Annotated in this window: 23 protein-coding genes; 6 read left to right on the plus strand and 17 right to left on the minus strand. The window is 34.6% G+C overall.

What is annotated here, in order from left to right:
- Positions 1-94 precede the first annotated feature (94 nt).
- Both CBF31_RS07955 and gpmA read left to right on the plus strand, forming a co-directional pair.
- On the plus strand, positions 95-859 hold the full coding sequence (locus tag CBF31_RS07955) for a formate/nitrite transporter family protein (RefSeq protein ID WP_126831849.1): 765 nt from the start codon (positions 95-97) through the stop codon (positions 857-859).
- Positions 860-970: 111 nt separating this feature from the next.
- Complete coding sequence (gpmA, locus tag CBF31_RS07960) at positions 971-1657, plus strand: 2,3-diphosphoglycerate-dependent phosphoglycerate mutase (protein ID WP_126831850.1); 687 nt, start codon at positions 971-973, stop codon at positions 1655-1657.
- 115 nt (positions 1658-1772) lie between these two features.
- Here gpmA and CBF31_RS07965 read toward each other — a convergent pair whose 3' ends face one another.
- From CBF31_RS07965 to pplA, 15 genes are all read right to left on the minus strand, one after another.
- Positions 1773-2945, minus strand: coding sequence for an iron-containing alcohol dehydrogenase (locus CBF31_RS07965; protein ID WP_126831851.1), 1173 nt, complete (start codon positions 2943-2945; stop codon positions 1773-1775).
- Between the two features lie 106 nt (positions 2946-3051).
- On the minus strand, positions 3052-3756 hold the full coding sequence (gene deoD, locus CBF31_RS07970; RefSeq protein WP_126831852.1) for a purine-nucleoside phosphorylase: 705 nt from the start codon (positions 3754-3756) through the stop codon (positions 3052-3054).
- 37 nt (positions 3757-3793) lie between these two features.
- Positions 3794-4615 carry a purine-nucleoside phosphorylase gene (locus tag CBF31_RS07975; protein ID WP_126831853.1) on the minus strand — a complete coding sequence of 274 codons (822 nt, stop codon included), beginning with the start codon at positions 4613-4615 and terminating at the stop codon, positions 3794-3796.
- A gap of 12 nt (positions 4616-4627) precedes the next feature.
- Complete coding sequence (deoB, locus tag CBF31_RS07980) at positions 4628-5794, minus strand: phosphopentomutase (RefSeq protein ID WP_126831854.1); 1167 nt, start codon at positions 5792-5794, stop codon at positions 4628-4630.
- A gap of 103 nt (positions 5795-5897) precedes the next feature.
- On the minus strand, positions 5898-6851 hold the full coding sequence (locus tag CBF31_RS07985) for an ABC transporter permease (RefSeq protein ID WP_126831855.1): 954 nt from the start codon (positions 6849-6851) through the stop codon (positions 5898-5900).
- A 1-nt stretch (position 6852) separates the two neighbouring features.
- Positions 6853-7917 carry an ABC transporter permease gene (locus CBF31_RS07990; RefSeq protein WP_126831856.1) on the minus strand — a complete coding sequence of 355 codons (1065 nt, stop codon included), beginning with the start codon at positions 7915-7917 and terminating at the stop codon, positions 6853-6855.
- Positions 7904-9481 (minus strand): ABC transporter ATP-binding protein, encoded by a 1578-nt coding sequence (locus tag CBF31_RS07995; protein ID WP_415674437.1) that lies wholly within the window; start codon positions 9479-9481, stop codon positions 7904-7906. The genes CBF31_RS07990 and CBF31_RS07995 overlap by 14 nt, the downstream gene beginning before the upstream one ends.
- Before the next feature lie 43 nt (positions 9482-9524).
- The gene (locus CBF31_RS08000; RefSeq protein WP_126831857.1) at positions 9525-10586 is read right to left on the minus strand and encodes a BMP family lipoprotein; all 1062 of its coding nucleotides are present in this window, start codon (positions 10584-10586) and stop codon (positions 9525-9527) included.
- Between the two features lie 62 nt (positions 10587-10648).
- A complete protein-coding gene (locus CBF31_RS08005; protein ID WP_126831858.1) occupies positions 10649-11044 on the minus strand; it encodes a cytidine deaminase in 396 nt (131 codons plus the stop codon).
- Positions 11045-11315: 271 nt separating this feature from the next.
- On the minus strand, positions 11316-12617 hold the full coding sequence (locus CBF31_RS08010) for a pyrimidine-nucleoside phosphorylase (protein WP_126831859.1): 1302 nt from the start codon (positions 12615-12617) through the stop codon (positions 11316-11318).
- 137 nt (positions 12618-12754) lie between these two features.
- Entirely contained in the window at positions 12755-13774 is a 1020-nt protein-coding gene (locus CBF31_RS08015; RefSeq protein ID WP_126831860.1) for a LacI family DNA-binding transcriptional regulator, read from the minus strand.
- Between the two features lie 81 nt (positions 13775-13855).
- Positions 13856-14068, minus strand: coding sequence for a zinc ribbon domain-containing protein (locus CBF31_RS08020; RefSeq protein WP_126831861.1), 213 nt, complete (start codon positions 14066-14068; stop codon positions 13856-13858).
- A 121-nt stretch (positions 14069-14189) separates the two neighbouring features.
- Positions 14190-15128 carry a 1,4-dihydroxy-2-naphthoate polyprenyltransferase gene (menA, locus tag CBF31_RS08025; RefSeq protein WP_126831862.1) on the minus strand — a complete coding sequence of 313 codons (939 nt, stop codon included), beginning with the start codon at positions 15126-15128 and terminating at the stop codon, positions 14190-14192.
- A 1-nt stretch (position 15129) separates the two neighbouring features.
- Positions 15130-16194, minus strand: coding sequence for an FAD:protein FMN transferase (locus CBF31_RS08030; protein WP_126831863.1), 1065 nt, complete (start codon positions 16192-16194; stop codon positions 15130-15132).
- Positions 16195-16318: 124 nt separating this feature from the next.
- Entirely contained in the window at positions 16319-17266 is a 948-nt protein-coding gene (pplA, locus tag CBF31_RS08035; RefSeq protein WP_126831864.1) for an extracellular electron transfer flavoprotein PplA, read from the minus strand.
- A 298-nt stretch (positions 17267-17564) separates the two neighbouring features.
- On the opposite strand from pplA, the gene CBF31_RS08040 reads away from it, so the two are divergent.
- The 3 genes from CBF31_RS08040 (at position 17565) to CBF31_RS08050 (ending at position 21127) form a co-directional block, all read left to right on the plus strand.
- A complete protein-coding gene (locus CBF31_RS08040) occupies positions 17565-19478 on the plus strand; it encodes an NAD(P)/FAD-dependent oxidoreductase (RefSeq protein ID WP_126831865.1) in 1914 nt (637 codons plus the stop codon).
- Positions 19479-19572: 94 nt separating this feature from the next.
- Entirely contained in the window at positions 19573-20112 is a 540-nt protein-coding gene (locus tag CBF31_RS08045; RefSeq protein WP_126831866.1) for a Gx transporter family protein, read from the plus strand.
- Between the two features lie 31 nt (positions 20113-20143).
- On the plus strand, positions 20144-21127 hold the full coding sequence (locus CBF31_RS08050) for a polyprenyl synthetase family protein (RefSeq protein ID WP_126831867.1): 984 nt from the start codon (positions 20144-20146) through the stop codon (positions 21125-21127).
- A gap of 90 nt (positions 21128-21217) precedes the next feature.
- Here the strand turns inward: CBF31_RS08050 and yidA are convergent, their stop codons facing one another.
- The gene (gene yidA / locus CBF31_RS08055) at positions 21218-22027 is read right to left on the minus strand and encodes a sugar-phosphatase (RefSeq protein ID WP_126831868.1); all 810 of its coding nucleotides are present in this window, start codon (positions 22025-22027) and stop codon (positions 21218-21220) included.
- 26 nt (positions 22028-22053) lie between these two features.
- On the minus strand, positions 22054-23748 hold the full coding sequence (locus CBF31_RS08060) for a M3 family oligoendopeptidase (RefSeq protein ID WP_126831869.1): 1695 nt from the start codon (positions 23746-23748) through the stop codon (positions 22054-22056).
- 153 nt (positions 23749-23901) lie between these two features.
- Here CBF31_RS08060 and CBF31_RS08065 point away from each other — a divergent pair, with 153 nt between their 5' ends.
- Positions 23902-25530: an ABC-F family ATP-binding cassette domain-containing protein gene (locus tag CBF31_RS08065; protein ID WP_126831870.1), complete on the plus strand. Its 1629-nt coding sequence runs from the start codon at positions 23902-23904 to the stop codon at positions 25528-25530.
- Positions 25531-25690: the final 160 nt, after the last annotated feature.

The raw sequence follows: 25690 nt of genomic DNA on the forward strand, positions 1-25690 counted from the left end.
CAATATACACAAACACTCTTTTAATCTCCTTTGTACTATATTATAATAAGTCAGTAAGATAACTTATTCACAAAGTGTAAAGGAGTTTTTATTTATGTATTCACCAGATGAAATTTTAGAAAAAAGTATTGAAATGGGCACTAAAAAAATTGCAAAACCCCTATTAGCTAAACTTATTTTAGGTTTTATCGGTGGAGCGATGATCTCACTTGGCTATCTTGGCTATATTCGTGTCATCTCTTCTGTTGCCGAACAATGGGGTAGTTTTGCATCATTTATCGGAGCTTGTGTATTCCCTATCGGTCTAATCGTTATTCTATTAGGTGGTGGTGAATTAATCACAGGAAATATGATGGCTGTTGCTGTCGCTTGGTTCGATAAAAAAGTTTCTGGAAAAGACCTTGCTATCAATTGGCTAACTATTACATTTGCAAACTTTTTAGGAGCCCTATTTGTTGCATACTTCTTTGGTCATGTGACTAGCTTAACAACTGCGGGTCATTTCCTAGAAGAAACAGCCACAGTTGCTCAGTCTAAAATTGCTGCAACGCCTTTACAAGCTTTTATTTCTGGCATTGGGTGTAATTGGTTCGTAGGTCTATCACTTTGGTTATGCTACGGAGCAAAAGATAGTGCTGGCAAGATTTTAGGTATTTGGTTCCCTGTTATGACCTTCGTTGCTATTGGATTCCAACATAGTGTTGCTAATATGTTTGTTATCCCTGCAGCAATTTTTGAAGGGAATGCCACATGGTTACAATTTATTCAAAATGTTATTCCTGTATATGCTGGCAATATTATTGGTGGGGCCGTTATGGTTAGCGGACTTTACTACCTAGCCTTTAAACATCATGATTAGTCATGATGTTTTTTTATTACTCAAAACTCTTATCATTGGCACTTATTTATGAATAGCGTTAAAATAGAGTTGTAAATAACCGTCATTTAATTGATAGAAAGAGGCAACATTATGAGAAAACTAATTTTTGTAAGACATGGGCTTAGTGAATGGAATGCTCTTAATCAATTTACAGGGTGGGTTGATGTCGATTTAAGCGAAAAAGGTATTGAGGAAGCTAAAAATGCTGGTAAAAAAATTAAAGAAGCTGGCATCAATCTCGATGTCGCTTACACTTCGGTCCTAAAACGTGCAATTAAAACCTGTCATTACGTTTTAGAAGAATCTGACCAACTTTGGGTTCCTGAATATAAATCATGGCGCCTTAATGAAAGACACTATGGAGCTTTACAGGGTCTAAACAAAAAAGAGACTGCTGAGAAATACGGAGACGAGCAAGTTCAACAATGGAGAAGATCGTACGACACACTTCCACCTTTATTAGCTAGTGACGATCCCGCATCAGCAACTCAAGATCGACGTTATGATAACTTAGAACGTCGTACAATTCCAGGTGGTGAGAATCTTAAGGTAACACTTGAAAGAGCCATTCCTTACTGGGAAGATAAGATTGCCCCTAGCCTATTAAAGGGAGATACTGTTTTAGTCGCTGCTCATGGAAATTCTTTACGTGCACTTGCTAAACATATTGAAAATATTTCTGATGATGACATCATGGGCTTAGAAATCCCAACTGGTCAACCTTTGGTCTATGAACTAAACGATGATCTAAGCGTTTCAAACAAATATTACCTATAATAAAAAACTCTCCTTTAGGGTGAACTGATCCCATAGATTGAGACACATATAAAAACAGCCCCGTTGAATTCATGTACAGTGTACAATGAATTCAACGGGGCTGTTTTTATTATTCTTAGAAGCAATTTAATAAAATTTCTTCTACATCATCTGCTGTTAATGGAACATAAGCGGTTGTAGCTAATGTACTATGTTCTATCGCTTTTTCAGACATCAAACGTATTTTTTCTTTATCTATGCCAACTTCTGGCAAGGTCATTGGAATCCCCCATGAAACAAAAGCATCATATAACGCTTGAATACCTTCTTTAGCAACATCAAAAGCATCTTTTCCATTACTATCGATTCCCCATACATTTTCAGCGTACTCAACAAATTTAGTAACTGTTTGATCATTTAAAACATGTAGCATCCAACGCGGTGTTATAATCGCTAACCCAATACCATGCGTAATGTCATAATACGCACTTAACTCATGCTCTATCGCATGGCACGACCATGTCCCTTTTTTACCTGCTCTTGTTAAACCGTTCAACGCAAGTGAACTTGACCACATTAAATTAGAACGAGCTTCATAATTATTAGGTTCTGCTAGTGCAATAGGAGCATACTTAATAACTGTTTTCATAATCCCTTCAGCCATTCTATCTTGTACAACCGCTTCCGTATTTTGTGAAAAATAACTTTCTAGTAAATGACTCGTTATATCCGCTGAGCCTGCCGCTGTTTGCCATTTTGATACTGTGTAAGTATACTCTGGGTCTAAAATAGAAGCACGAGGAATCATAGCTACTCCTCCCGTACTTAATTTTTCATTTGTTTCCGGGTTAGTTAATACCGAGCCCATATTCATCTCTGAACCTGTTGCCGCCATCGTTAACACCGTAACTAACGGTAATGCTTTTTGAACAAGGCTTCTATCTTGAGTAAAGTCCCAAGGATCACCTTCATAATAATAAGCCGCCGCAATCGCTTTTGAACAATCAATTGTCGAACCACCACCTACTGCTAATACTACATCTATATTATTCTCATGACACAAAGCTGCGCCTTTACGAACCGTATCAATTCTCGGATTTGGTTCTACTCCTGCTAATTCAGTAATCGTAAAATCAGAATCTGGCAATAAACGATAAACTTCATCATAAATCCCATTAACTTTAATACTTCCACCGCCATAAACCAATAATACATTTTTACCGATTTCTGAGATAATCTTTGTTAATTCTTTTATTTCCCCTTTACCAAAATGAATACTTGTTGGCGCATAAAAATTAAAATTTTCCATATAAACCCTTCTTTCTTTTCTACTGTAATAGAATAGCGTTTTTTTATTAAAAATTAAAGTATTCTTACTTACAAAAAAATGCCAATCTAATAGATTGGCATTTTAATTAGTTAATTAATGTATCTAAGGCAACAATAATCATCTCATCGAAAGTTTCTTGACGTTCTTCTGACGTCGTTTCTTCACCCGTAATCATGTGATCACTTACCGTCATTAAACTCAAAGCTTGAACACCATATTTAGCAGCGACATAGTAAATAATAGCGGCTTCCATTTCTACTGCTAATACACCATGTTCACCCAATTTAAAGGTATCATCTAAACTATCTTTATAAAAAACATCATCAGATAGAACATTTCCGACATGAACGTTGAAACCTTTTCCTTTAGCAACCGTATATGATTTCATTAACAAATCAAAATTAGCAATTTGAGGAAAATCATGTTTTGGAAAATCATTTCGAATAATGGCAGATGTTGTTGCAGCTGCTTGGGCTAAAACAATATCTCTTACATGGACATCTTTTTGGATTGATCCACATGTCCCTACTCGAATTAATTTTTTAACATCGTAATCTTTAACCAACTCCGTCACATAAATTGCAGCTGAAGGCATTCCCATCCCAGTCCCTTGAACTGAAACACGTTCACCTTTATAAGTACCAGTAAAACCATACATACCACGGACTTCATTATACAAGACAACATCTTCTAAGAATTTTTCTGCAATATATTTCGCTCTAAGTGGGTCTCCCGGCAATAAAATCTTATCCGCTACGGCCCCTTTTTCTGCTCCAATATGGATACTCATCTCGGCACCTCTTCTTTAATTTGATTAGTAGATTACTTTAGATATTTTTAAGTGTTTGTTTAATTAACATTTTGAAATCAGCTTTTACACGTTCAGTTGTTTCCACAACTTCTGCATGATTTAAATTAGCTTGCATTCCAGCTGCTAAGTTGGTCACACATGTAATACCCAATACACGCATTCCCATGTGGCGAGCAACGATTACTTCAGGTACTGTGGACATACCTACTGCATCTGCCCCCATTACTCGAGCCATGCGAACTTCTGCTGGGGTTTCATATGTAGGTCCTGTGAATCCCATATAAACACCTTGTTGTAACGTGATTTTTAAATCAGCTGCTACTTTACGAGCTACTTTACCATATTCAATATCATATGGTTCAGACATATCAGGGAAGCGTGGTCCCAAGTTTTCATCATTTTCACCAATTAACGGGTTAGTTCCTGTGAAGTTGATTTGGTCTGTGATCAACATTAAGTTACCCGGAGTAAATGATGTATTCACACCACCCGCAGCATTCGTTACTACCATTGAATGAGCACCTAGGGCATTCATTACACGTACAGGGAACGTTACAACATCCATTGTATTCCCTTCATAGAAATGGAATCGACCTTGCATTGCAAGTACAAATTTGTTTTCTAGTTTACCATATACTAGTTGACCAGCATGACCTACGACTGTTGACACTGGAAAATTCGGAATTTCTTCGTAAGGAATTACAATAGCATCTGTAATTTCTTCAGCTAATTCACCTAAACCTGAACCTAAAATCAAACCAAAATCAATTTCTTTAACACCTTTACTTTTAATAAATTCAGCTGTTTCATTTAATTTAACGCTTAATGTTTTAGTCATTGTGTTCTCCTTTTATTTTAAGTCTTTTAAGAAACTAGTTCCATTTTCTGTTGCAGGAACATCAAAGTTCTCAGCAATAGTAGCTGCAATATCTGAATAGAATCCTTGTGGTAAAGAACCTTGTCCAGTCATTTTTTTGCTATAAGCTAATAACGGAACATACTCTCTTGTATGATCTGTTCCTGGGAATGTTGGATCATTACCATGGTCAGCTGTAATTAATAATAGATCGTCATCTTCCATTGCTGCATAAATTTCTTGTAAACGACCATCAAAATCTTCTAGAGCTTTTCCGTACCCGATAACATCACGACGATGACCAAATAGAGCATCAAAATCTACTAAATTAGTAAAACTTAAACCAGTGAAGTCTTTCTTCATGACTTCTAATAACTGATCTACACCATCCATATTTGATTTAGTACGAACAAATTCAGTAATACCTTGAGCATTAAAGATATCGTTAATTTTACCTACTGCAATAACATCTTTTCCGCCTTCTTTTAATGAATCTAATACAGTATGGCCAAATGGATCTAATGCATAATCATGGCGATTAGCAGTACGTTTAAAGTTACCAGGTTCTCCCAAATATGGACGCGCAATAATACGACCAATCATATATGGATCATCTTTAGTAATTTCACGAACGTACTCACAAATTTTATATAACTCTTCTAGAGGAATGACTTCTTCGTGAGCTGCAATCTGTAATACCGGATCTGCAGATGTGTAGACAATCAAGTCACCCGTTTTCATTTGGTGTTCACCAAAATCGTCGATAACGGCTGTTCCACTATATGGTTTATTACATACAATTCCTCTACCAGAAAATTCTGAAATTTTATCTAATAATTCTTGAGGGAAACCGTCAGGGAATACTCTAAACGGTGTTTCGATGTTCAAGCCCATAATCTCCCAATGACCCGTCATAGTATCTTTACCTACAGAAATTTCTTCTAATTTAGTAGCATATCCTTTGTGGTCTGCAACTGCTTTAACACCTTTTAGTGGTTCAATTGTCCCTAAGCCTAATTGTTCCATTTCTGGAATGTTTAATCCAGCTTCTTCTGCAATATGACCTAGTGTGTGACTACCTAAATCTCCAAATTTTTCTGCATCTGGTGCTTCTCCAATACCTACTGAATCTAATACGATTAAATGTACTCTTTTAAACATCTTAATTCCTTCTTTCTTTTTCCAATTCGACTAAATTTATAGTCATTTCAAGCACAAACGTGCCATAAGGTTAGTAAAACTTCCCTTGGCACGTCGGCTTGTCTTATTTTGATTTAATATACGTTTTACCGATTGCCTTAGGTGCTTTAGATGACCCAATAAACAATACTAATACAATTACTGTTAAAATGTAAGGGGCAACTTGCCAATAAACAGGGGCTAAGTTTTCTAAACCTGGAATTTGTGGCCCAATTACACCTAGACTTTGCGCTAATCCGAAGAACAGTGCTGCACCAAGTGCACCTAATGGGTTCCATTTACCAAAAATCATTGCTGCCATAGCAATAAATCCTTGTCCCGTAATTGTTGCTCTTGAGAATTGTGATGAAACTGATTGTACTAAAACAGCACCACCAACACCACCAAGGAAACCTGAAATCAAGACACCCGCATATTTCATTTTATAAACACTAATACCTAATGTATCTGCAGCTTGAGGATTTTCACCTACAGCTCTTAAACGCAAACCGAATTTCGTTTTAAATAGAATAAAATATGATACAACAGCTACTAAAATAGCCAAGTATGCTGGAGCTGACGTATCTTTGAATAGAATATCTCCAACAACAGGGATTTTTTCTAAAATAGGAAAACTAAATTTACCAAAACGCTCTTGGATAATATCAGTTTGTCCACGATCATTAAAAATCAAACGTGTTAGAAATACTGCTAAACCTGGTGCCATTAAATTAATTACCGTACCACTGACAATATGGTCTGCACGCCAATTAATTGTCGCCACCGCATGGAATAGTGAAAATAGAATTCCTGTTGCGCCACCTATTAACAATGAAATCCAAGGTGTTGCGGCTCCTAAAACATCTGCGGTAAATAAATTAAATACACAGGCACTAAATGCACCCATTACCATGATACCTTCCAAACCAACGTTAACTACGCCGCCTCGCTCAGAAAATGTTCCCCCTAGAGCTGTAAAAATTAAAGGGGCTGAATACACTAAGGTCGAAGAGACAACGATCACTAAAAATTGTAACATCTTACATCTCTCCTTTCTGTGCATTTTTATCAAATTTAGCTAATAAGTAACGAATTACATAACTTGCACCCACGAAGAAAATGATAGATGCAATTACGATTTCTACAACTTCTTTTGGAATACCTGCACCCGGCATGCTTAATCCACCGACTTTTAAAATTCCGAATAAAATAGCTGAAATAAAGATTCCAATTGGATGACCATTACCTAGTAGAGAAACAGCCATACCATCAAATCCAATTTCTGGTACTGCCGCCATAACATAAATATTTTGGAATGTTCCTAGTCCCTCAATAACACCGCCAAGACCTGCCAACATCCCTGCGATAACCATCGCCAATATAATATTTTTATTAGCGCTCATCCCTGCATACTCTGATGCAAATGGATTAATACCAACTGAACGAAGTTCAAATCCTGCCGTTGTTTTCTTCATCAATACCCAGATAACAATAATTGCAATAATCGCAATAAAAATTCCTGCATTTAAACGTGATCCGCCACTAATTTGTTGTAAAAATGGAACACGTAAGCTTGCATTTTGTGAAATCATTTCTGTTGCATCTTTATCCGTTGTTAAAACATTACGAACTAAGTGATTACTTATATATAAGATTGTGTAATTCAACATGATCGTTACAATAACTTCACTTGTTCCAAATTTTGCACGCAGAACCCCTGCAATACCTGCATAAAGGCCACCAGCAACCGCACCACCAACGATACACATTGTCAGTAAAATTGGTTTTGGTAAATCAGCAAAAACTTGGGCAATTGACACAGATGCCAACCATCCACATAGTGCTTGACCAGCAAGACCTATATTAAAGAAGCCCGCAGTATATGCTACTGAAAATCCTAATGCTGTTAAAACTAAAGGCGATGCTAAACGGAAAACTTCACCTATATTATAAGTACGACCAAAGGCACCTTTCAGCATTGCACCGTATCCATCTATTGGATTATAGCCCGAAACTAGCATGACAATAGCCCCTAAAATAAGACCAAAAAGAACTGATATTACCGGAACTGCTAGACTCTGCATATTCTTTTTACTCATGTCCATCTGCTCCCTTCTCAGTTGCATCTTGTGCTAAGTTAGCTCGCGCTTCTTCAATTGACATACCCGCCATTAACAACCCTAGCTCTTGCTCTGTTGTTTCTTTTGGATCTACAATCCCTGTAATTGTTCCTTCAAACATTACAACAATTCTATCAGAAACATTTAAAATTTCATCAAGCTCAAAACTTACACATAATACACCCTTACCATTATCACGTTGCTCAATTAAACGTTTGTGAATATATTCAATCGCACCCACATCCAAACCACGTGTTGGCTGAGAAACAATAAGCAAATCTGGATCTCTATCTATTTCTCTAGCAATAATTGCTTTTTGTTGATTACCACCTGACAAAGCTGATGCTGGGACTGTTTCACTTGGTGTTCTAACATCAAACTCATCAATCAATTCAATTGCATGACTATTTATGTATTTATAGTTTAGTAAACCGTTTTTGCTGTTAGGCTCTTTGTAGTAGGTTTGCAGTGCTATATTCTCAGATAACGTCATCGGCAAGACTAATCCGAATTTGTGTCTATCTTCTGGAACATGACCTACACTATTTTCTGTAATTTGACGAGGTTTTAAGTTTGTCATATCTTTACCATTTATTTCAATGGTTCCACTTTCAACTTTACGCATTCCAGTGATAGCTTGAATCAACTCACTTTGACCATTTCCGTCAATTCCTGCAATCCCAACAATTTCGCCTGCACGAACTTCTAAATTCATATTTTTAACAGCATCTAGACCTCGATTTTCCTTTACAACTAAATCAGAAACTTTAAGTACTGAATTTTGAGGATTTGATGGCCCTTTCGGTGTCTTAAATGACACCGAACGTCCTACCATCAAATCTGCAAGTTCTTGAGATGTAACATCCGCAACCGTAACAGTATCAATACTCTTACCTCTACGAATAATTGTACATCTATCCGCAACTGATTTAATTTCATCAAGCTTATGCGTAATGATAATCAATGATTTTCCTTCTGCTACTAAACCATGCATGATACCTATTAACTCTTCAATTTCTTGAGGTGTTAATACCGCCGTTGGTTCATCAAAAATTAATAAATCAGCTCCACGATATAACGTCTTCAGAATTTCAACACGCTGTTGCATCCCTACTGATATATCTGATACCAAAGCATCTAAATCAATGTTAAAACCATATCTATCCGAAACAGCTTGGATTTCGTCATAAGCTTTTTTCTTATCTATTGTGACACCTTTAACAGGCTCACTTCCTAAGATAATATTTTCAGCAACAGTAAAGTTATCAATAAGCATAAAGTGCTGATGCACCATTCCGATACCTAATTGACTCGCTACTGTCGGATCTGAAATCTCTTCTAGTTTTTCATTGATATAGATTTCTCCTGATGTTGGTTGTAATAAACCTGACAGAATATTCATCAATGTTGATTTACCCGCACCATTTTCACCTAAAAGTGCATGTATTTCGCCTTTTCTAACATTTAAATTAATATTATCATTCGCTTTAAATGTTCCAAAAGCTTTAGTAATATTTTTCATTTCAATCACGTGTTGTGATTTTTCCACTTTTTTCACGTCCTTACTATTTCGGATGAATGATTTTTAATACTTATTTTTTAGCTGGTTTTTCAGGAACTTCAATTTTACCTTCTTTGATTTCTTCTTTAGCTTTGTTTACTGCTTCTTTAATTTCATCTGATAATTGACCTTCACTTAAATCAACACCATCTTCTTTAAGTCCATATACTAAATGTTCGCCCCCAGGGAATTTTCCATCGTTAGCTTGAGTAGCTAAATCTTGAACAACTTTTGAAACACCTTTTAATGTAGATGTTAACGTCACGTTTAATTCGCCTTCTTTACCTTCTGCTGTTTGGTCACGGTCAACACCAATTACCCAAACTTTTTTATCTTTATCTGCTTTGATAATATCTTTTGCAGCTGTGAATACGCCATTACCTGTATCTCCTGATGCGTGGTAAATTATATCAATACCTTTGCCGTACATTGCTTCTGCTGTTGCTTTACCTTTAGGAGCATCACCAAATGATCCAACGTATGAAGAACTTACATCGATATCTTTATTAACTGACTTAACACCTGCTTCAAAACCAGCATCGAAACGTCCAATTACGTCACCTTCTTGTCCTCCAACGAAACCAACTTTATTTGATTTGGTTGTCATGGCTGCTGCAATCCCTGCTAAGTAAGCCGCTTCATTATCTTTAAATACTACTGATGCTACATTATCTTTGCCATCAATTTGATCATCAATTAAGACAAAGTTTTTATCTGCATTTGCTGCCGCTGCTGCGTCAATTGCAGGTTTTAATTTATATCCAATTCCGAAAATAGTTTCAAAACCGTCGTTTAAAGCTGTATTAATGTTAGTATCAAATTCTGAATCTGAGTTAGATTGATAATAGTTAAAACCACCATTACCCTTTTCTAATTTGTTTGCTTTACCCCATTCTTGTAAACCTTCCCAGGCTGATTGGTTAAATGATTTATCATCAACCCCACCTAAGTCAGTAACTAATGCGACTGTATGTTGACCGTCAGAACCTTTACTTTCTTTTTTGTCACCTTTATCATTACTACCGCATGCTACCAATGTTGTACATAATCCTAAAGCTAATAAACCCATTCCAAATTTTTTAGATACTTTCATTTTTAAAGCCCCCTAATATATTTTTTTATTTAACAGTCTGGTGACTGAATAAATCATGGTTATTATAATTGATCTTCTGTAAACGAATATGGAAGCAATTCTCCTAATGTCATATCAAGAGTACTTCCGTCTTTTGCTACTAAGGTTACCGGCATTGCTGGTTTACAAAACTCTATCATCACCTGACGACAAGCGCCACATGGCGAGATTGGTTGATCTGTATCCCCTACAATAACAATATGTTTAAAATTCTTGTAGCCTTCAGAAACCGCTTTAAATATTGCTGTTCTTTCAGCACAATTGGTTAAGCCAAACGAAGCGTTTTCAATATTTACACCTGTAAATACTTGATCGTCTTCAGTAACTAAACATGCTCCTACCGGGAAATTAGAATACGGTACATGGGCATTTTTGCATGCATCTTGTGCCATCTCAATCCATTTTTCTTTGTTACTCATAACTTTTCACCTAACTTTCAATATAAATAATACCTAAAGTGACAAAAATAAATAAATTAACCACTATAATAGTTATTTTACTTGTTTTTGTCATAAAAAAACAAGTAAATACACTACAATAACAATTTATATGCTATTATCATTCGTTTATCAAGCGCTTTCAGAGAGATTTAGATTTTACCTAGTAAAGAATCAGTAAATTTGTCATCACTTTTAATTCTCTACTAGGTTCATTTTTATCTATTAAAATCTATTTAACAAGTTTTAATCACTACTCTGTAATAATACCTCTAATCAATGCTGGTTCTTCTACTTTGTCACCGATTGTAATATTATCATATAACATCTCTCTCACGGCTGCAACATCTTCCGTATTAGAGTAGATAGTTACTAAGGTTTCGCCTTCTTTAACATCCATACCAACTTTTTTGTGTAGTTTAACTCCCACGCTGTAGTCAATAGAATCTTCTTTTGTTTTTCTTCCAGCACCTAAGATCATCGCTGCAATACCAACATTTTCTGCATGAATCTCACGAACACAACCCGATTCTTTAGCTGGTACTTCATAAACAAATTTTGCTTGAGCCATTTTTTCTGGAGCATCTACTATTTCAGGATTCCCACCTTGATTAGCAATCATCTCTTTGAATTTCTCCTTAGCTTTACCAGATTCCAAAGCTTCTACTAACATAGCACGTGCTTCTTCTAATGTATCTGCTTTACCTGCAAGAACAACCATTTGGCTTCCTAGAACATAAACCATTTCTGTTAAATCTTCAGGTCCATTACCATTTAAAGTAGCAATTGCTTCTTCAATCTCAATAGTATTACCAATCGCTTCTCCTAGTGGTTGAGACATATCAGAAATAACTGCCATTGTGTTACGACCAGCCAATTTACCAATACGAACCATTGTTTTAGCTAAGCGAGTAGCATCTTCAATATTTTTCATGAATGCGCCGTCACCAGTTGTTACGTCTAGTACTATTGCATCAGCACCTGAAGCAATTTTTTTACTCATAATTGAGCTTGCAATTAATGGGATTGAATCTACTGTTGCCGTTACATCTCTTAATGCATATAGTTTTTTATCTGCCGGAGCTAAGTTACCTGATTGACCAGTAACTGCTACTTGTGTTTCATTGACTAGTTTAATAAATTTATCATTCTCTAACTCAACTTGGAAACCTGGGATAGCTTCTAACTTATCAATAGTTCCACCCGTATGACCCAGACCGCGGCCAGACATTTTAGCTACTGGAACACCCACTGCTGCAACCAACGGTGCTAAAACGATAGTTGTTGTGTCACCAACGCCACCTGTTGAATGTTTATCTACTTTCACACCTTCAATTGAGGATAAGTCAATTACATCACCTGAATTAGCCATTGCTAATGTTAGGTTAGTGATTTCTTCGTCAGTCATATCTTTATAAAATACCGTCATCAAAAATGTACTTGCTTGATAATCAGGAATACTACCGTCAGTATACCCGTCAACAAAAAAGTTGATTTCTTCTTTTGTAAGTTCTCCACCATCACGTTTTTTTTCAATTAAGTCAATCATTCTCATTTTTATTTCCCCCTGATACTAGTATATTAGTGTAGCTTCCTTTTATGTAAAATCGCAAAAACTAGTAAAACGTTTTACTTTATTAAAACCGATACATACAAGCGCTTTCAATAATCATATTAGCATCTTACTATTTTCTAGTCAATAGCTTTCACGCTTTCTCTAATAATTAACTTCGTCGGAAATATTTTTGTTGGAATTTTAATATAAGGTTTTTCAATTGCATCTACCACAAATTTTGCTGCTGAATAACCGATATCAAATACTGGTTGTTGAACTGTTGTTAAAGATGGCGCTAAATATCTACTTGTATCTAAACCATCAAAACCAATTATTGATATATCGTCCGGTATTCTTAATCCAGCTTCATATACTGCCTGATAAGCTCCCATAGCCATTTGGTCATTACTGCATATAAGAGCTGTCATTTCTCCTTTGGTTTGTTCTAATATTTTTTTTGCTCCCGTATACCCGCCTTCAATAGTTAAATAACTTTCAACTATGTAGTTAGAATTATACGGAATATCATTCTCTTCCAAGCAGTCTAAATACCCTCTCAAACGCTCTGAAAGTTGATAATATTCACCGACTTCCTTCATAAAACCTATATTACGATGATTAGATTTTACTAAATAAGAAGTAGCCTCATAAACACCTCTTCGTTCCTCTACAATTAATTTTCCTTCATTTCGTTTATTTTTAGCCATATCTACTAAGATAATGGGCACCCCTTTATCTTTCTTTGTACACGTTTCCATTATTTCATCTGATAAAATATTTGGGGTTGCAATAATAATCCCCTCTACGGCTCTATGGATTAACTCATAAAAAAATTTTTGTTCTTGTTCTCTATCATGCTTTGAATTACATAAAATCAACATGTAACCTAAATTATTGAGATATGTTTCTACACCTTCTATTAACTTTGAAAAAAAGAAATCGGTTACATCCGGAACTATCATACCTATCGATTTAGAGCGCTTCGTTACCATACTTCGTGCCACAAAATCCGGCTTATAATTGTACTCCTCTACTACCTTTAAAACTTTTTCTCTTGTTTCATCAGTAAATCGGCTCCCTTTATCATTTAAGATGTGGGAAACTGTAGTAATGGAAACACCTGCTTTACTTGCTATATCTTTAATTGTTAACTTCATCTATTATCCCTCTTTTTAAATTCTACTAACTTACTGACATCATAGCAGAATTTAAAAAGAATGAGAAGTGTATTTCGCGGTCTAACCTCCTGTTAAGAAATCTAAAACGTTCCAACCTGAACTTGTATTTGCTTTATATAACTCTGTATACCCGCAGTGATCGCAACTAATTGTTATAAATTTCTTGTTTTGTACATCGAATATTTTAGCAAAATTCCCCCCTGTTGCTTGAAACTGATCAGCTGAATAACTCATCCCCTGGCATTTATCACAAACATATTGTTTCTTTTCCATCCTTATAACCTCCCTAATAATCTTTACTTTATATGATACTAAATCTTAGTAATTAGTAAATCAGTCTAAAGGCTAATTTTAAACAAAAAAGGTTAAGTTAGCTTAAACTAACTTAACCTTTCTATACTATTAAACTAATCAGGAGCCCTATTATTTGGGCCACATTAAATACGACTAGATTTTTTATAGAAATAACAAATGTCTTACTTTTAATTTGACATCTGCTAAACTCAGACACATTTTTTTTAATAATTGGAAAAGTTAGCAGCGTAATTAACATCGGCCACTGATAAACACCTAGTAGTAGTCCTATAATTACAATTCCGTAACAACTAAACATTAGTACACGAAATAAAACTACACCCCTCTCTCTTCCAATATAATAGGGTAACGTATAGCGATGATTTTTTATGTCCTCATCTAAATCACACAAGTTATTAGCTAACATTATGTTTGCAATCGTAAAGACCATTGGTAACGATGCCCATAAAATCGCAAGTAATATTTTTATATTCCCCACCAATTGAAACTCCCAATTAGACAAATCTAAATATAAAAACATTGTGCTATACGTATTAATATACACTGTCATTAAAAATATTCCCAACCCCATAGTAACTCCACTAAACAGCTCCCCTAAAGGCATTCTTGACAATGGAATAGGTCCATATGTATAAAATATTCCTATAAAACAACACACACCACCCATAACTAACATTAGCCATCCTGTTCTATACACAAGAACTAATCCTACAACCATTGAAAAAATAAGCATCATACTAATCAAAAAAGCAATTCTTTTCGTGTCCAAGTTAGCTTGACCAATAATATTAGTATTACTCTTATAGATATCGTCTTTTGCTTTAATAAAATCCATATAATTATTGATGGCAGTTGTTGCCATATCAAAAACTAACATCCCACAAAAGAAGATAAATGTATTTAGCCAATTTATTTGTTTGAAATATGAAAGTGAGAAAAGAACACCTATTAAAAAAGGAAATAAGCTAGCTAATTTTGTTTGAATTTCCACTAACTTCAAAAAATTTCTTATTGTCATTTTATTTTCCTTTCAATTTAACCAGGTCATAACCAGAGTCTTTATTTAATTCAAAATTTCCCTCTAGACCTTTACTAATATAAACTTTATCATCTTTGGTTACAAAGATAGCTTCTACATTATCTAATTTATCGATATGAGCTAATCCATCTTTAAGTCCCATTGAGAAAATCGATGTCGATAAACCATCTCCATCAATAGACCTATCTGAAATAATTGAAACACCTGCAATTTCATTTTTAAATGGATAACCCGTTTCAGGACTAAATAAATGATGGAACGTCTCACCATTAACTGTCAGGTTACGCTCATATATCCCTGACGTTACTAATGATTTATTACTCGTTGTTACCGAACCCACAACTGTGTTTCTTGCTTGATTAGGATCTTGAATTCCAACTTTCCACTCACCATCTGACTTTCTAGGACTCTTCCCTAATACATATACATTTCCACCTAAGTCAATAATAGCCGTTGTCACATCATTTTTCTTCATAACCTTAACCACTTCATCGGTTATATATCCTTTAGCAATTGCACCTAAATCTAATTCCATTCCTTTTTTCTTTAAAAATACGGTTTGTTTTTCATCATCTAATTCAACATCTTTATAATTAATTAATTTTAATGCATCATCAATTTCTGATTGTTCTGGCTTTCTAGCATCATCAAATCCTATATGCCACAACTGTGTGATTTTACCTATTGATAAATCAAACCCCTTATTCCACTCATCACTATACTGATACGCTTTTTTTACAAGTGGGTAAACATCATCTGACACTTTAACAGGTTTTAGTCCTGATGCCTCATTTACTTTATCAATTTCTGATCCTTTTTCATTAACTGTAATTTTATCAGCTAATGCCTTAACTCTATCAAAAGCTATTTTAAGAACATCCTCTTTACCTTCATCAAAAATTTGCATCCTTACATAAGTTCCCATTAAAAACTGTTGGTCCATATACGGATCATTTAATAACTCTACTTTTTCTTTATTAGAACCACATGCCGTCAAAACAATTACACAAGCGACCATTACCAATAAGCTTATTCTTTTCTTCATTTTAATATAACTCACTTTCTTTCAATATACTCATACTATTATAATAGCTTATCATTAGTTAAGTGATAAAAAAAGAACAAGTTCTGATATCAGAACCTGTTCTTTTTATTCATCTAATAAATTTCTATTTTTTTTCTTCCATTACAATGTTATCTACAACAATTTTAGCAGTGTCGCCTTTTTCAGCAGCATTGATTAATTGTTCAGCATACATTTCAAATGAGTGTGTTGAGTGTGTTGCACCAGTCACTACATCAATAGCTGCAGTTGGTTTTTCAGCTTCTTTATTAGCTGCAACTAAACGTTTGTTTAATTCTGGAATGAAAGCTTCTGGGTTAGTTTCACCACCGAATTCTTTCATATTTTTGTTATATTCTGCATCTTCAATTTTTGATTTGCCATCTTTATTTAAGTTATCATACTTAGATTCTGCAATTTTGTGATCTTTAACTACTATTGAGAACACTGTATGGTAACCATTAGAATCATTTTTCTCTTCTAATGTGTACTCACCATCTTTAAGTTCCGCACCATTATCGATTTCAATTTTATCAGTTTTACCAGCTTGAGCTGCTTGAATTAATTGTTGTGCATAGTTTTTAAAAGTACTTGTTGAATGAGTTGCTCCTGTTACTACTTCAACACCGTCAGCTGATTGTGATGCGATGAAAGCTTCGTTTAACGCTGGAATAAATTTATCTGGAGATGTACCAGCTTTTTCATCCATCATTTTGTTATAGTCAGCATCTTCTGTTTTTGATTTTCCATCTTTGTTGATAGCATCAAATTTAGAATCTTTAGTGATTTTTCCATCTTTTACTACCATTTTAAATGTTGAACGGTAACCATTATCTTCATTTTTCTCTTCTAATGTATATTCGCCGTCTTTTAAATCTGCTCCTGCAGTTTTAACCATTTCTTTTTGTTCTTCTTTTTTATCTTCTTTTTTCTCAGTTTGTTCTGTTTTAGCATCAGACTTATCATCCGCTTTTTTATCTGGGCTACACGCTACTAAAGCAAATGATGCCATTGCTAATAAAGCAAAACTTGTAACTAATTTTTTTGTTTTCATTATAAAAATCCCCTTTTCTTTCGAAAAATATTTTTAATCACAAAAAGTTTCTTGTGAATTAATTTACATATTCATTCTATATCATCTCGCATTTTATTGCAATAAAAAAGTGTCCCATTTTTATAAATTTCACATATTATATGCGCATATTATTATTTGTTGCATTATTTTCATTTTTTCTGAAAATTAGTTAGACATACGTTGTATTTGATTATATAATGTATTAGATTATCATTTGATTATCGTTGCATTTATTTTTTTATTACATATTATATAAAAAGGAAAGAGGTTATAAACTATGGCTAAAACAAAAATCGTCGTAGTCGGTGCTGGATATTCAGGTGTTTGTGCGACTAAAGTACTTTCAAAAAAACTGAAAAAAAATCCAGATGTAGAAATTACATTAATTGACCGTCATTCATATCAAACAATGATGACAGAGCTTCATGAAGTAGCAGGTGGTCGTGTTGAACCTGAAGCAATCCAATACGACTTACAACGTCTATTCTGCAAACGTAAAAATGTCAAATTAGTAACAGATAATGTTACTACTATTGATAAAGAAAACAAAGTTGTTGTTACTGAAAATGGAGAATACCCATTTGACTATGTCATGTTAGGCATGGGTGGAGAACCTAATGATTTCGGTACACCTGGAGTTAAAGAAAATGGGTTCACATTATGGTCAATGGAAGATTCTATCAAATTACGTAAACATATCGAAAGAACTGTTAAATTAGCAGCTCTTGAACCAAATGATGAATTGCGTAAAGCTATGTTAACTTTCGTTGTTTGTGGTTCTGGTTTCACGGGGATCGAAATGGTCGGAGAACTTTTAGACTGGAAAGAACGTCTAGCTAAAAACAACAAAATCACAGCTGATGAAATTTCATTATTAGTAGTTGAAGCTGCTCCAACAATCTTAAATATGCTTGATCGTAATGATGCTGGTAAAGCTGAACGATTCATGGTTAAAAATGGGATTGAAATTCTTAAAAACTCTCCAATCGTTGAAGTTGGTGCGGAAGCAATCACTCTTAAAAATGGTGATACTATCCCTACTCATACTTTAATTTGGACAGCTGGTGTTCAAGCTAATAGTGACGCTAAAGAATTTGGTATGGAATCTGCACGTGCTAATCGTTTAGTTGCCAATGAATTTATGCAAGCTAAAGGTTTTGAAGATAAAGGTGTCTATGTTGTCGGAGATTTAGTATATTACGAAGAGTTTGAAAACACTCCAACACCTCAAATTGTTCAAGCTGCTGAAGGTACTGGACATTGCGCTGCTGCTAATATTATTGCAGAAATTAATGGTACTGAAAAACACGCTTATAAAGGAAACTATCAAGGATTCATGGTTTCTATTGGTTCTAAATATGGTGTCGCTTGTCTATTTGACAAAATTCACTTAAGTGGTTTCTTAGCTATTTTAATGAAACACATGATTAACTTGAAATATTTCTTAGATATCCGTTCAGGATACTATGCATTCCAATACATTATGCACGAATTTTTCCATATCAAAGATGAACGTAATGTTGCCCGTGGGCATTCTTCACGTTATGGTAATGTTTTATGGTCTGTTCCTCTACGTATCTTCTATGGTTTAGTTTGGTTAGTAGAAGCTATGAAGAAAGTCGTCGGTGAAGGTGATTATCTAAAACCTAATACTTGGTTTGGTGAAGGTTCTTGGTTCACTGATAACGTCGCATTCCCATTCCCATGGTTACAAGATGCAGCAACAACAGGTGCTTCTGCTGCAGGAGATAGCGCTGCAAGTGCTGGAGATACAGCCGCTCAAGCTGCTCATTTCGGTTTAAGTTATGCATATGGTGAGGAACCAATGCTGGTTTTTGATCACATGCCTAAATGGTTCTCATCTGTTATGGAATTCATGATGCCTAACAAAGAAGTTGCATTATTTATGCAAAAATTCATGACTATTTTTGAAGTGTTAATTGCCCTAGCATTAATTGCTGGTTTATTTACTTGGTTAAGTAGTGCAACTACTATTGCTTTAGTAGCGGCATTCTGTTTATCAGGTATGTTCTATTGGGTAAATATTTGGTTCATCCCTGTTGCCTTTGCTCTAATGAATGGTTCAGGTCGTGCTATTGGTTTAGACAAGTGGGTTGTGCCTTGGTTACAACGTAAACTTGGTAAATGGTGGTACGGAGATGTAAAATCAATATACGGGCGCAATAACTAAAGCTCCCTTACTTTATAAAGTTCTAGGGGGATTTCCTCTAGGGCTTTATTTTTAATTACTGACTGTACTGGCCATCACTTAGGAGGTTATATCCATGACAAAAAATAAAAAACTGATTTATATCTCCTTACTGGTTGCACAAGGTGTTATTATTGGATTATTAGAGAATATGATACCTTTTCCTTTTGCATTTGCACCTGGAGCAAAACTCGGTCTAGCCAACCTAATAACAATTATCTCTATTTTTACAATGAGTAAAAAAGAAAGTTTTTTTCTAGTTTGTCTACGGTTAATTTTAACGACATTACTTGGAGGAACTATTTCAACACTACTTTATAGTGCGACAGGGGCTTTACTGAGCTACTTTGGAATGTTGATTATAAAACAACTCGGTCCTAATAAAGTCAGTGTTATCGGGATAAGTGCAACTGGCGGTTTTCTGCATAATGTTGGACAACTATGTACTGCTAGTTTTATCGCTCGTTCGTGGTCTGTTATGCTATACTTACCTATCCTTTCCTTCATTGGGATATTAGCTGGTATTGCTGTCGGTATTGCTGCTAATTATTTGATGGGGCATGTCAAAACTCTTAGCCAATTTAAAGCAGCTCATGAACAACCTAAATTATCCTAGGATTCGTATTATTACTATAAGGAGTATAACCATGAAAATTCACAAATTATGGCACGATTACCCTAATTTGGCTCAAGACTTACAAGCTACATTAAACTTAATGGAACGCTCTATAAAGTTAACCAACAAAGATGTCGAACATGCTATTTTTTCAATGATGTCTTCTGGAGGTAAACTTTTACGGCCTGCCTATCTCTTACTATTCTCGCAATTTGGTAATCAAGAAAAAGAAAAGGCCATCGCTTTAGCTGCTGCAATGGAAACCTTGCATACTGCTACCCTTATCCATGATGATATCGTGGACGAAGCTGAAATTAGACGTAATGTACCAACTATCCAATCAAAATTCGGAAAAGACATTGCTGTATATGCTGGTGATTACCTTTTTATCACGTGTTTTAAAATGTTAGCTGATTATACGTCTTCATTAAAAAGTATTCAAATTAATGCTCGCAGTATGGAAAACGTACTTTCTGGTGAACTAGGACAAATGAATACACGTTATGATACTTCTATCTCTATTAAAACCTATCTTAAGAATATTTCTGGTAAAACAGCTGAGCTATTTGCTTTAAGTTGCTTTGTTGGTGCCTATGAAGCTGGATGTTCTCAATTATTTTCAAATAATTGTAAAAAAATTGGCAATAATATTGGGATGGCTTTCCAAGTACTTGATGATATCTTGGACTATACTCAAGATTCTAATAGTCTCGGTAAACCTGTACTAGAAGATGTTAGACAAGGCGTTTATAGTCTGCCGTTGATACTTGCTATTCAAAAAAAACCAGAAGAGTTACTTCCTTTATTAAAAAAGAAATCTCAAATGAATAGTCATGATACTTCACGTGTTTATGATATTGTTCATCAATCTGGCGCAATCGAAGATGCAAAGAAAATTGCGACTGATTATACTGATAGTGCTCTTAAAAGTATCCAAAAATTACCTAACAATACTGACAATACTAAAAATATACTTCATGAATTAACATCTATGTTACTTACTAGACATTTTTAAGTTAACTTATTCAAACTATATCACCAGTATATAAACCTACTGTAAACAAAAAGACTTGCCATTTAAAAGGCAAGTCTTTTTTGTTTACATTTAACTAAGATGTTTCTCTATCATAACCGCAACACCATCTTCATCATTAGATAACGTTTCATAATTTGCTGCAGCTTTCAATTTAGGAACAGCATTTGCCATTGCAACACCCATTCCCGCATACTCTACCATTTCTAAATCGTTCTCATTATCACCGATTGCCATTGTTTCCTCTTGTTTAATACCTAAATAGTCAGCCAACTCTTTTACCGCAATTCCTTTATTAGCCTGTTTATTAAGTACTTCTAAATAAAAGGGTGCGCTCTTTGTAGTTGTGTATTTATCAGTAAACCAACTTGGCAATTTTGATATAACTTCATCTAAAATAGTAGGCTCATCGATCATCATCATCTTCACAATTTCCATATCTGCAGTCATTTGATCCACAGCACGATAATGTAACGGCATCCCCGTCAAACTAGCTTCATGGATTGTATATGGGCTTATATGGTGATTCGCTGTATATATGTTCTCTCTATCTATGGAATGTAAATGACTACCTAGTTGGCGAGATAAGGCCTCAATTTCAATAAAATTATCATACGACAAGCCATGTGATACAATTGCTTTTTTCGTATCGCACTCTTGAACCAAAGAGCCATTATAAGTAATAACATAATCACCTTTATCTTCTAAACCAAGTTCTTTTAAAATATTAGCAACCCCTGGATATGGTCTGCCCGTCGCAACAACAATTTTTATACCTTGTTCTTTTGCTTTTGTAATTGCTTCTTTTGTTCTCTCTGTTAACTCGTGATGAGAATTTATTAATGTTCCATCAATATCTATTGCTATTAATTTAATTGTCATACTATAACTCTCCTCAAATCTATTATTTAAAATTTACTATCATCAACACTCTCAAAATAGTCACCAACTGCTCCCATGACCTCTTCTAAAGTTCCCTTATCAAATGGCGATTTTAAGTTTCCTAATTCAACTATCTCAGTAAATGTCTTAGTACCGCCAACTTTACATATCTTCATATAGTCATCCCATGCACTAGAATCTTTTTCAAGATAATCACGTTGCCAGTATTGGAATGCACATACTTGCGCCAATGTATAATCAATATAATAAAATGGCGCAAAAAAGATATGCCCTTGTCTATACCAATAAGTACCTTCTTCTAAAAAAGGATCTTCCGAGTAATTTCGTTCAGGACAATACATTTTTTCCAAACGTCTCCATGTTGCATTCCGTTCCGCAGGTGTCATTTTAGGATTCTCATATACTTCATGTTGAAAATGATCTACTAACACACCATACGGTAAAAACTGAACCGCACTTGCTAAATGAGAATAACGATACTTCTCTGTTTGTTCTTTAAAGAAAAGGTGCATCCACGGCCATGTGAAAAACTCCATGCTCATTGAGTGGATCTCGCAACTTTCATTTGTTGGAAATACACACTCTGGCTGTTCAATCCACCGTGATTGATACACTTGAAAAGCATGGCCTGCCTCATGTGTCAAGACGTCAATATCACCAGATGTCCCATTAAAATTAGCAAAAATAAACGGGGCCTTTTCTTTAGGAAGAAACTCACAATATCCACCACTTTGCTTACCTGGTTTACTTAATACGTCTAGTAATTCTCTATTGAGCATGCTAGACATAAATTCTCCTGTTTCAGGAGAAAGCTCTTTATACATCTGTAATCCATTTTCTAGAATAGTTTCTGGGGTATCTTTTGGTATAGCATTACCATCCGTATATTCTAAAGGCAAGTCATAATTAAATAATTTTTCTAATCCTAAACGCTTCGCCTGCCTCATATATAATTTTTCAGATATAGGAACAACATGCTTTAAAATATCTTTACGATAGCCTTCCACCATTTGTCTATCATAATCAAGACGATTCATAATAGCATACCCCATCTCAACATAGTCGTTAAAACCAAGTCTACGGGCCATCTCAGTTCTAATATTCACCAAATCATCATAAATAGAATCTATTTTTTCTTTATTTTCTTTAAAAAAACTACTGCGAACTAAACTTGCTTTCTTTCTAATATTCCTATCCAAACTTTGACAATATGGATCTAGCTTAGGTAATACTAAATTTTTACCATCAAATTCTACCTCTGCTGTAGCTAATAACGATTCATATTCACCAACCAAGCTATTTTCTTTCTGAAGTAATTCAATAATGTCTGAAGAAAAAGTCTCCAGTTGGTTTTTTGCCATTAAAAAGAACGGCTTTGGAAAAAATTTTCTTAATTCATTTTGATGAGGTGACTCGATTATCGCTCTATAGTACTCCGTTATAAACTCTTCATACCTAGGACCAAATTCATCCCAATACTCTTTCTCTTTACTGTAAAATTTGTCACTATTATCAATAGAGTGTCGTATATTACATAACTGCTCCATAGAACTAATATCGCTATTAATTTGATTTAATTCTTTGGCAATTTTTACTGTACTATCCTCTGTTGCTAACTTCAATTCTTCTATTAATTTACTCATTTTACCGTTTATCTCATCGTAATTCGGACGTTCATACACAAAATCTTTAAATTTCATATCTTATTTCATCCCCTCTAATGAATTTTTCAATTATCTTTTACATTATACCACTAGAATAACTTAATACCTTGTAAATACTCAAATTCCTCGTTATAATTCATAGAGGTCTATCAAAAAAATAGAGATAAAAGAATAGAGGAATTTAATAAAATGATTACTGTATCTAATGTTAGTTTATTATTAACTGACCGTAAACTTTTTGAAGATGTAAATATTAAATTTACACCTGGAAATTGTTACGGTTTAATCGGTGCGAATGGTGCCGGAAAATCGACTTTTTTAAAAGTTCTTGATGGAACAATAGAACCTACTACAGGTTCTGTAACAATGGGACCAGATGAACGTCTGGCTACTCTGAAACAAAATCACTTTGATTATGAAGAAGAAACAGTTCTTGCAACTGTTATGATGGGCCACAAACGCCTTTATGAAGTAATGCAAGAAAAAGATGCTATCTATATGAAAGAAGACTTTTCTGAGGAAGATGGTATTAAGGCAGCTGAACTAGAGGGTGAATTTGCTGAACTTGGTGGTTGGGAAGCTGAATCTGAAGCTGCAATGATGTTACAAGGTTTAAATATTCCAGACTCACTACACGACCAGAAAATGGCTGAATTATCTGCTGGACAAAAAGTTAAAGTGTTATTAGCACAAGCTTTATTCGGTAAACCTGATGTCTTACTTTTAGATGAGCCTACTAATGGACTTGATACACAATCTATTGCATGGTTAGAAGAATTTTTAATTAACTTTGATAATACTGTTATTGTTGTATCACATGACCGTCACTTTTTAAATAAAGTGTGTACACATATGGCTGATTTAGATTTCGGAAAAATCCAACTTTATGTAGGTAACTATGATTTTTGGTTAGAGTCTAGTCAATTAGCTGCTAAATTACAAGCTGATCAAAATTCTAAAAAAGAAGAAAAAGTCAAAGAATTACAAGACTTTATCGCTAGATTTAGTGCAAATGCTTCAAAATCTAAACAAGCGACTTCTCGTAAAAAAATGTTAGAAAAAATTACTATTGATGACATCCAACCTTCTTCACGTCGTTATCCATTCGTAGGATTTACACCTGAACGTGAAATTGGTAACGATTTATTAACCGTTGAAAATGTATCTAAAACAATTGATGGTAAAAAGGTCTTGGATAATATCTCATTCACTTTAAATAAAGATGACAAAGTTGCTTTTATTGGTAATAATGATATTGTCACGACTGTTTTATTTAAAATTATCATGGGTGAAATGGAACCTGATACTGGTTCAGTTAAATGGGGTGTTACAACTTCACAAGCATACTTACCAAAAGATAATTCAGAGGAATTTGAGGGAAATGAACAACCTATCGTTGACTGGTTACGTCAATATGCAGGAAAAGATGAGGATGATAATACGTTCCTACGCAGCTTCCTTGGAAGAATGCTATTTTCAGGTGACGAAGTTATGAAACCTGTGAATGTTCTTTCAGGTGGTGAAAAAGTTCGCTGTATGTTATCTAAACTTATGCTCTCAAAAGCTAACGTTCTCGTTCTAGACGATCCTACTAACCATTTGGACCTAGAGTCTATAACGGCACTTAATGACGGTCTAATTGCGTTTAAAGGCTCTCTATTATTCAGCTCGCATGACCACCAATTTATTCAAACTATTGCTAACCGTATCATCGCAATTTCTGATAAAGGTGTCGTCGATCGCGCTGAAACAACCTATGATGAATTCCTTGATAATAAAGACGTTCAGTCTAAAATCAAAGAATTATTCGCTAATTAAAAATAACACCTTGATGAGGTTATTCTCAAAATGAAGACAAACACATTGTTCCTTTGAATGATGTGTTTATTTTTATCTATTTTTAAAACACCTTTGTCAATAAGCACTGATGAGTTAAATTAACTATAAATAAACTGGAATTCTTTCTCTCATAGTATTT

The organism is Vagococcus fessus, from assembly GCF_003987565.1.
Taxonomy (GTDB): Bacteria; Bacillota; Bacilli; order Lactobacillales; family Vagococcaceae; genus Vagococcus_D; species Vagococcus_D fessus.

Excerpts from the sequence above, each read along its gene's own strand:
- CBF31_RS07955 (WP_126831849.1), top strand. The coding sequence starts at position 95 with ATGTATTCACCAGATGAAATTTTAGAAAAAAGTATTGAAATGGGCACT.
- gpmA (WP_126831850.1), top strand. The coding sequence starts at position 971 with ATGAGAAAACTAATTTTTGTAAGACATGGGCTTAGTGAATGGAATGCT.
- CBF31_RS07965 (WP_126831851.1), bottom strand. The coding sequence starts at position 2,945 with ATGGAAAATTTTAATTTTTATGCGCCAACAAGTATTCATTTTGGTAAA.
- deoD (WP_126831852.1), bottom strand. The coding sequence starts at position 3,756 with ATGAGTATCCATATTGGAGCAGAAAAAGGGGCCGTAGCGGATAAGATT.
- CBF31_RS07975 (WP_126831853.1), bottom strand. The coding sequence starts at position 4,615 with ATGACTAAAACATTAAGCGTTAAATTAAATGAAACAGCTGAATTTATT.
- deoB (WP_126831854.1), bottom strand. The coding sequence starts at position 5,794 with ATGTTTAAAAGAGTACATTTAATCGTATTAGATTCAGTAGGTATTGGA.
- CBF31_RS07985 (WP_126831855.1), bottom strand. The coding sequence starts at position 6,851 with ATGTTACAATTTTTAGTGATCGTTGTCTCTTCGACCTTAGTGTATTCA.
- CBF31_RS07990 (WP_126831856.1), bottom strand. The coding sequence starts at position 7,917 with ATGGACATGAGTAAAAAGAATATGCAGAGTCTAGCAGTTCCGGTAATA.
- CBF31_RS08000 (WP_126831857.1), bottom strand. The coding sequence starts at position 10,586 with ATGAAAGTATCTAAAAAATTTGGAATGGGTTTATTAGCTTTAGGATTA.
- CBF31_RS08005 (WP_126831858.1), bottom strand. The coding sequence starts at position 11,044 with ATGAGTAACAAAGAAAAATGGATTGAGATGGCACAAGATGCATGCAAA.
- CBF31_RS08010 (WP_126831859.1), bottom strand. The coding sequence starts at position 12,617 with ATGAGAATGATTGACTTAATTGAAAAAAAACGTGATGGTGGAGAACTT.
- CBF31_RS08015 (WP_126831860.1), bottom strand. The coding sequence starts at position 13,774 with ATGAAGTTAACAATTAAAGATATAGCAAGTAAAGCAGGTGTTTCCATT.
- CBF31_RS08020 (WP_126831861.1), bottom strand. The coding sequence starts at position 14,068 with ATGGAAAAGAAACAATATGTTTGTGATAAATGCCAGGGGATGAGTTAT.
- menA (WP_126831862.1), bottom strand. The coding sequence starts at position 15,128 with ATGACAATAAGAAATTTTTTGAAGTTAGTGGAAATTCAAACAAAATTA.
- CBF31_RS08030 (WP_126831863.1), bottom strand. The coding sequence starts at position 16,194 with ATGAAGAAAAGAATAAGCTTATTGGTAATGGTCGCTTGTGTAATTGTT.
- pplA (WP_126831864.1), bottom strand. The coding sequence starts at position 17,266 with ATGAAAACAAAAAAATTAGTTACAAGTTTTGCTTTATTAGCAATGGCA.
- CBF31_RS08040 (WP_126831865.1), top strand. The coding sequence starts at position 17,565 with ATGGCTAAAACAAAAATCGTCGTAGTCGGTGCTGGATATTCAGGTGTT.
- CBF31_RS08045 (WP_126831866.1), top strand. The coding sequence starts at position 19,573 with ATGACAAAAAATAAAAAACTGATTTATATCTCCTTACTGGTTGCACAA.
- CBF31_RS08050 (WP_126831867.1), top strand. The coding sequence starts at position 20,144 with ATGAAAATTCACAAATTATGGCACGATTACCCTAATTTGGCTCAAGAC.
- yidA (WP_126831868.1), bottom strand. The coding sequence starts at position 22,027 with ATGACAATTAAATTAATAGCAATAGATATTGATGGAACATTAATAAAT.
- CBF31_RS08060 (WP_126831869.1), bottom strand. The coding sequence starts at position 23,748 with ATGAAATTTAAAGATTTTGTGTATGAACGTCCGAATTACGATGAGATA.
- CBF31_RS08065 (WP_126831870.1), top strand. The coding sequence starts at position 23,902 with ATGATTACTGTATCTAATGTTAGTTTATTATTAACTGACCGTAAACTT.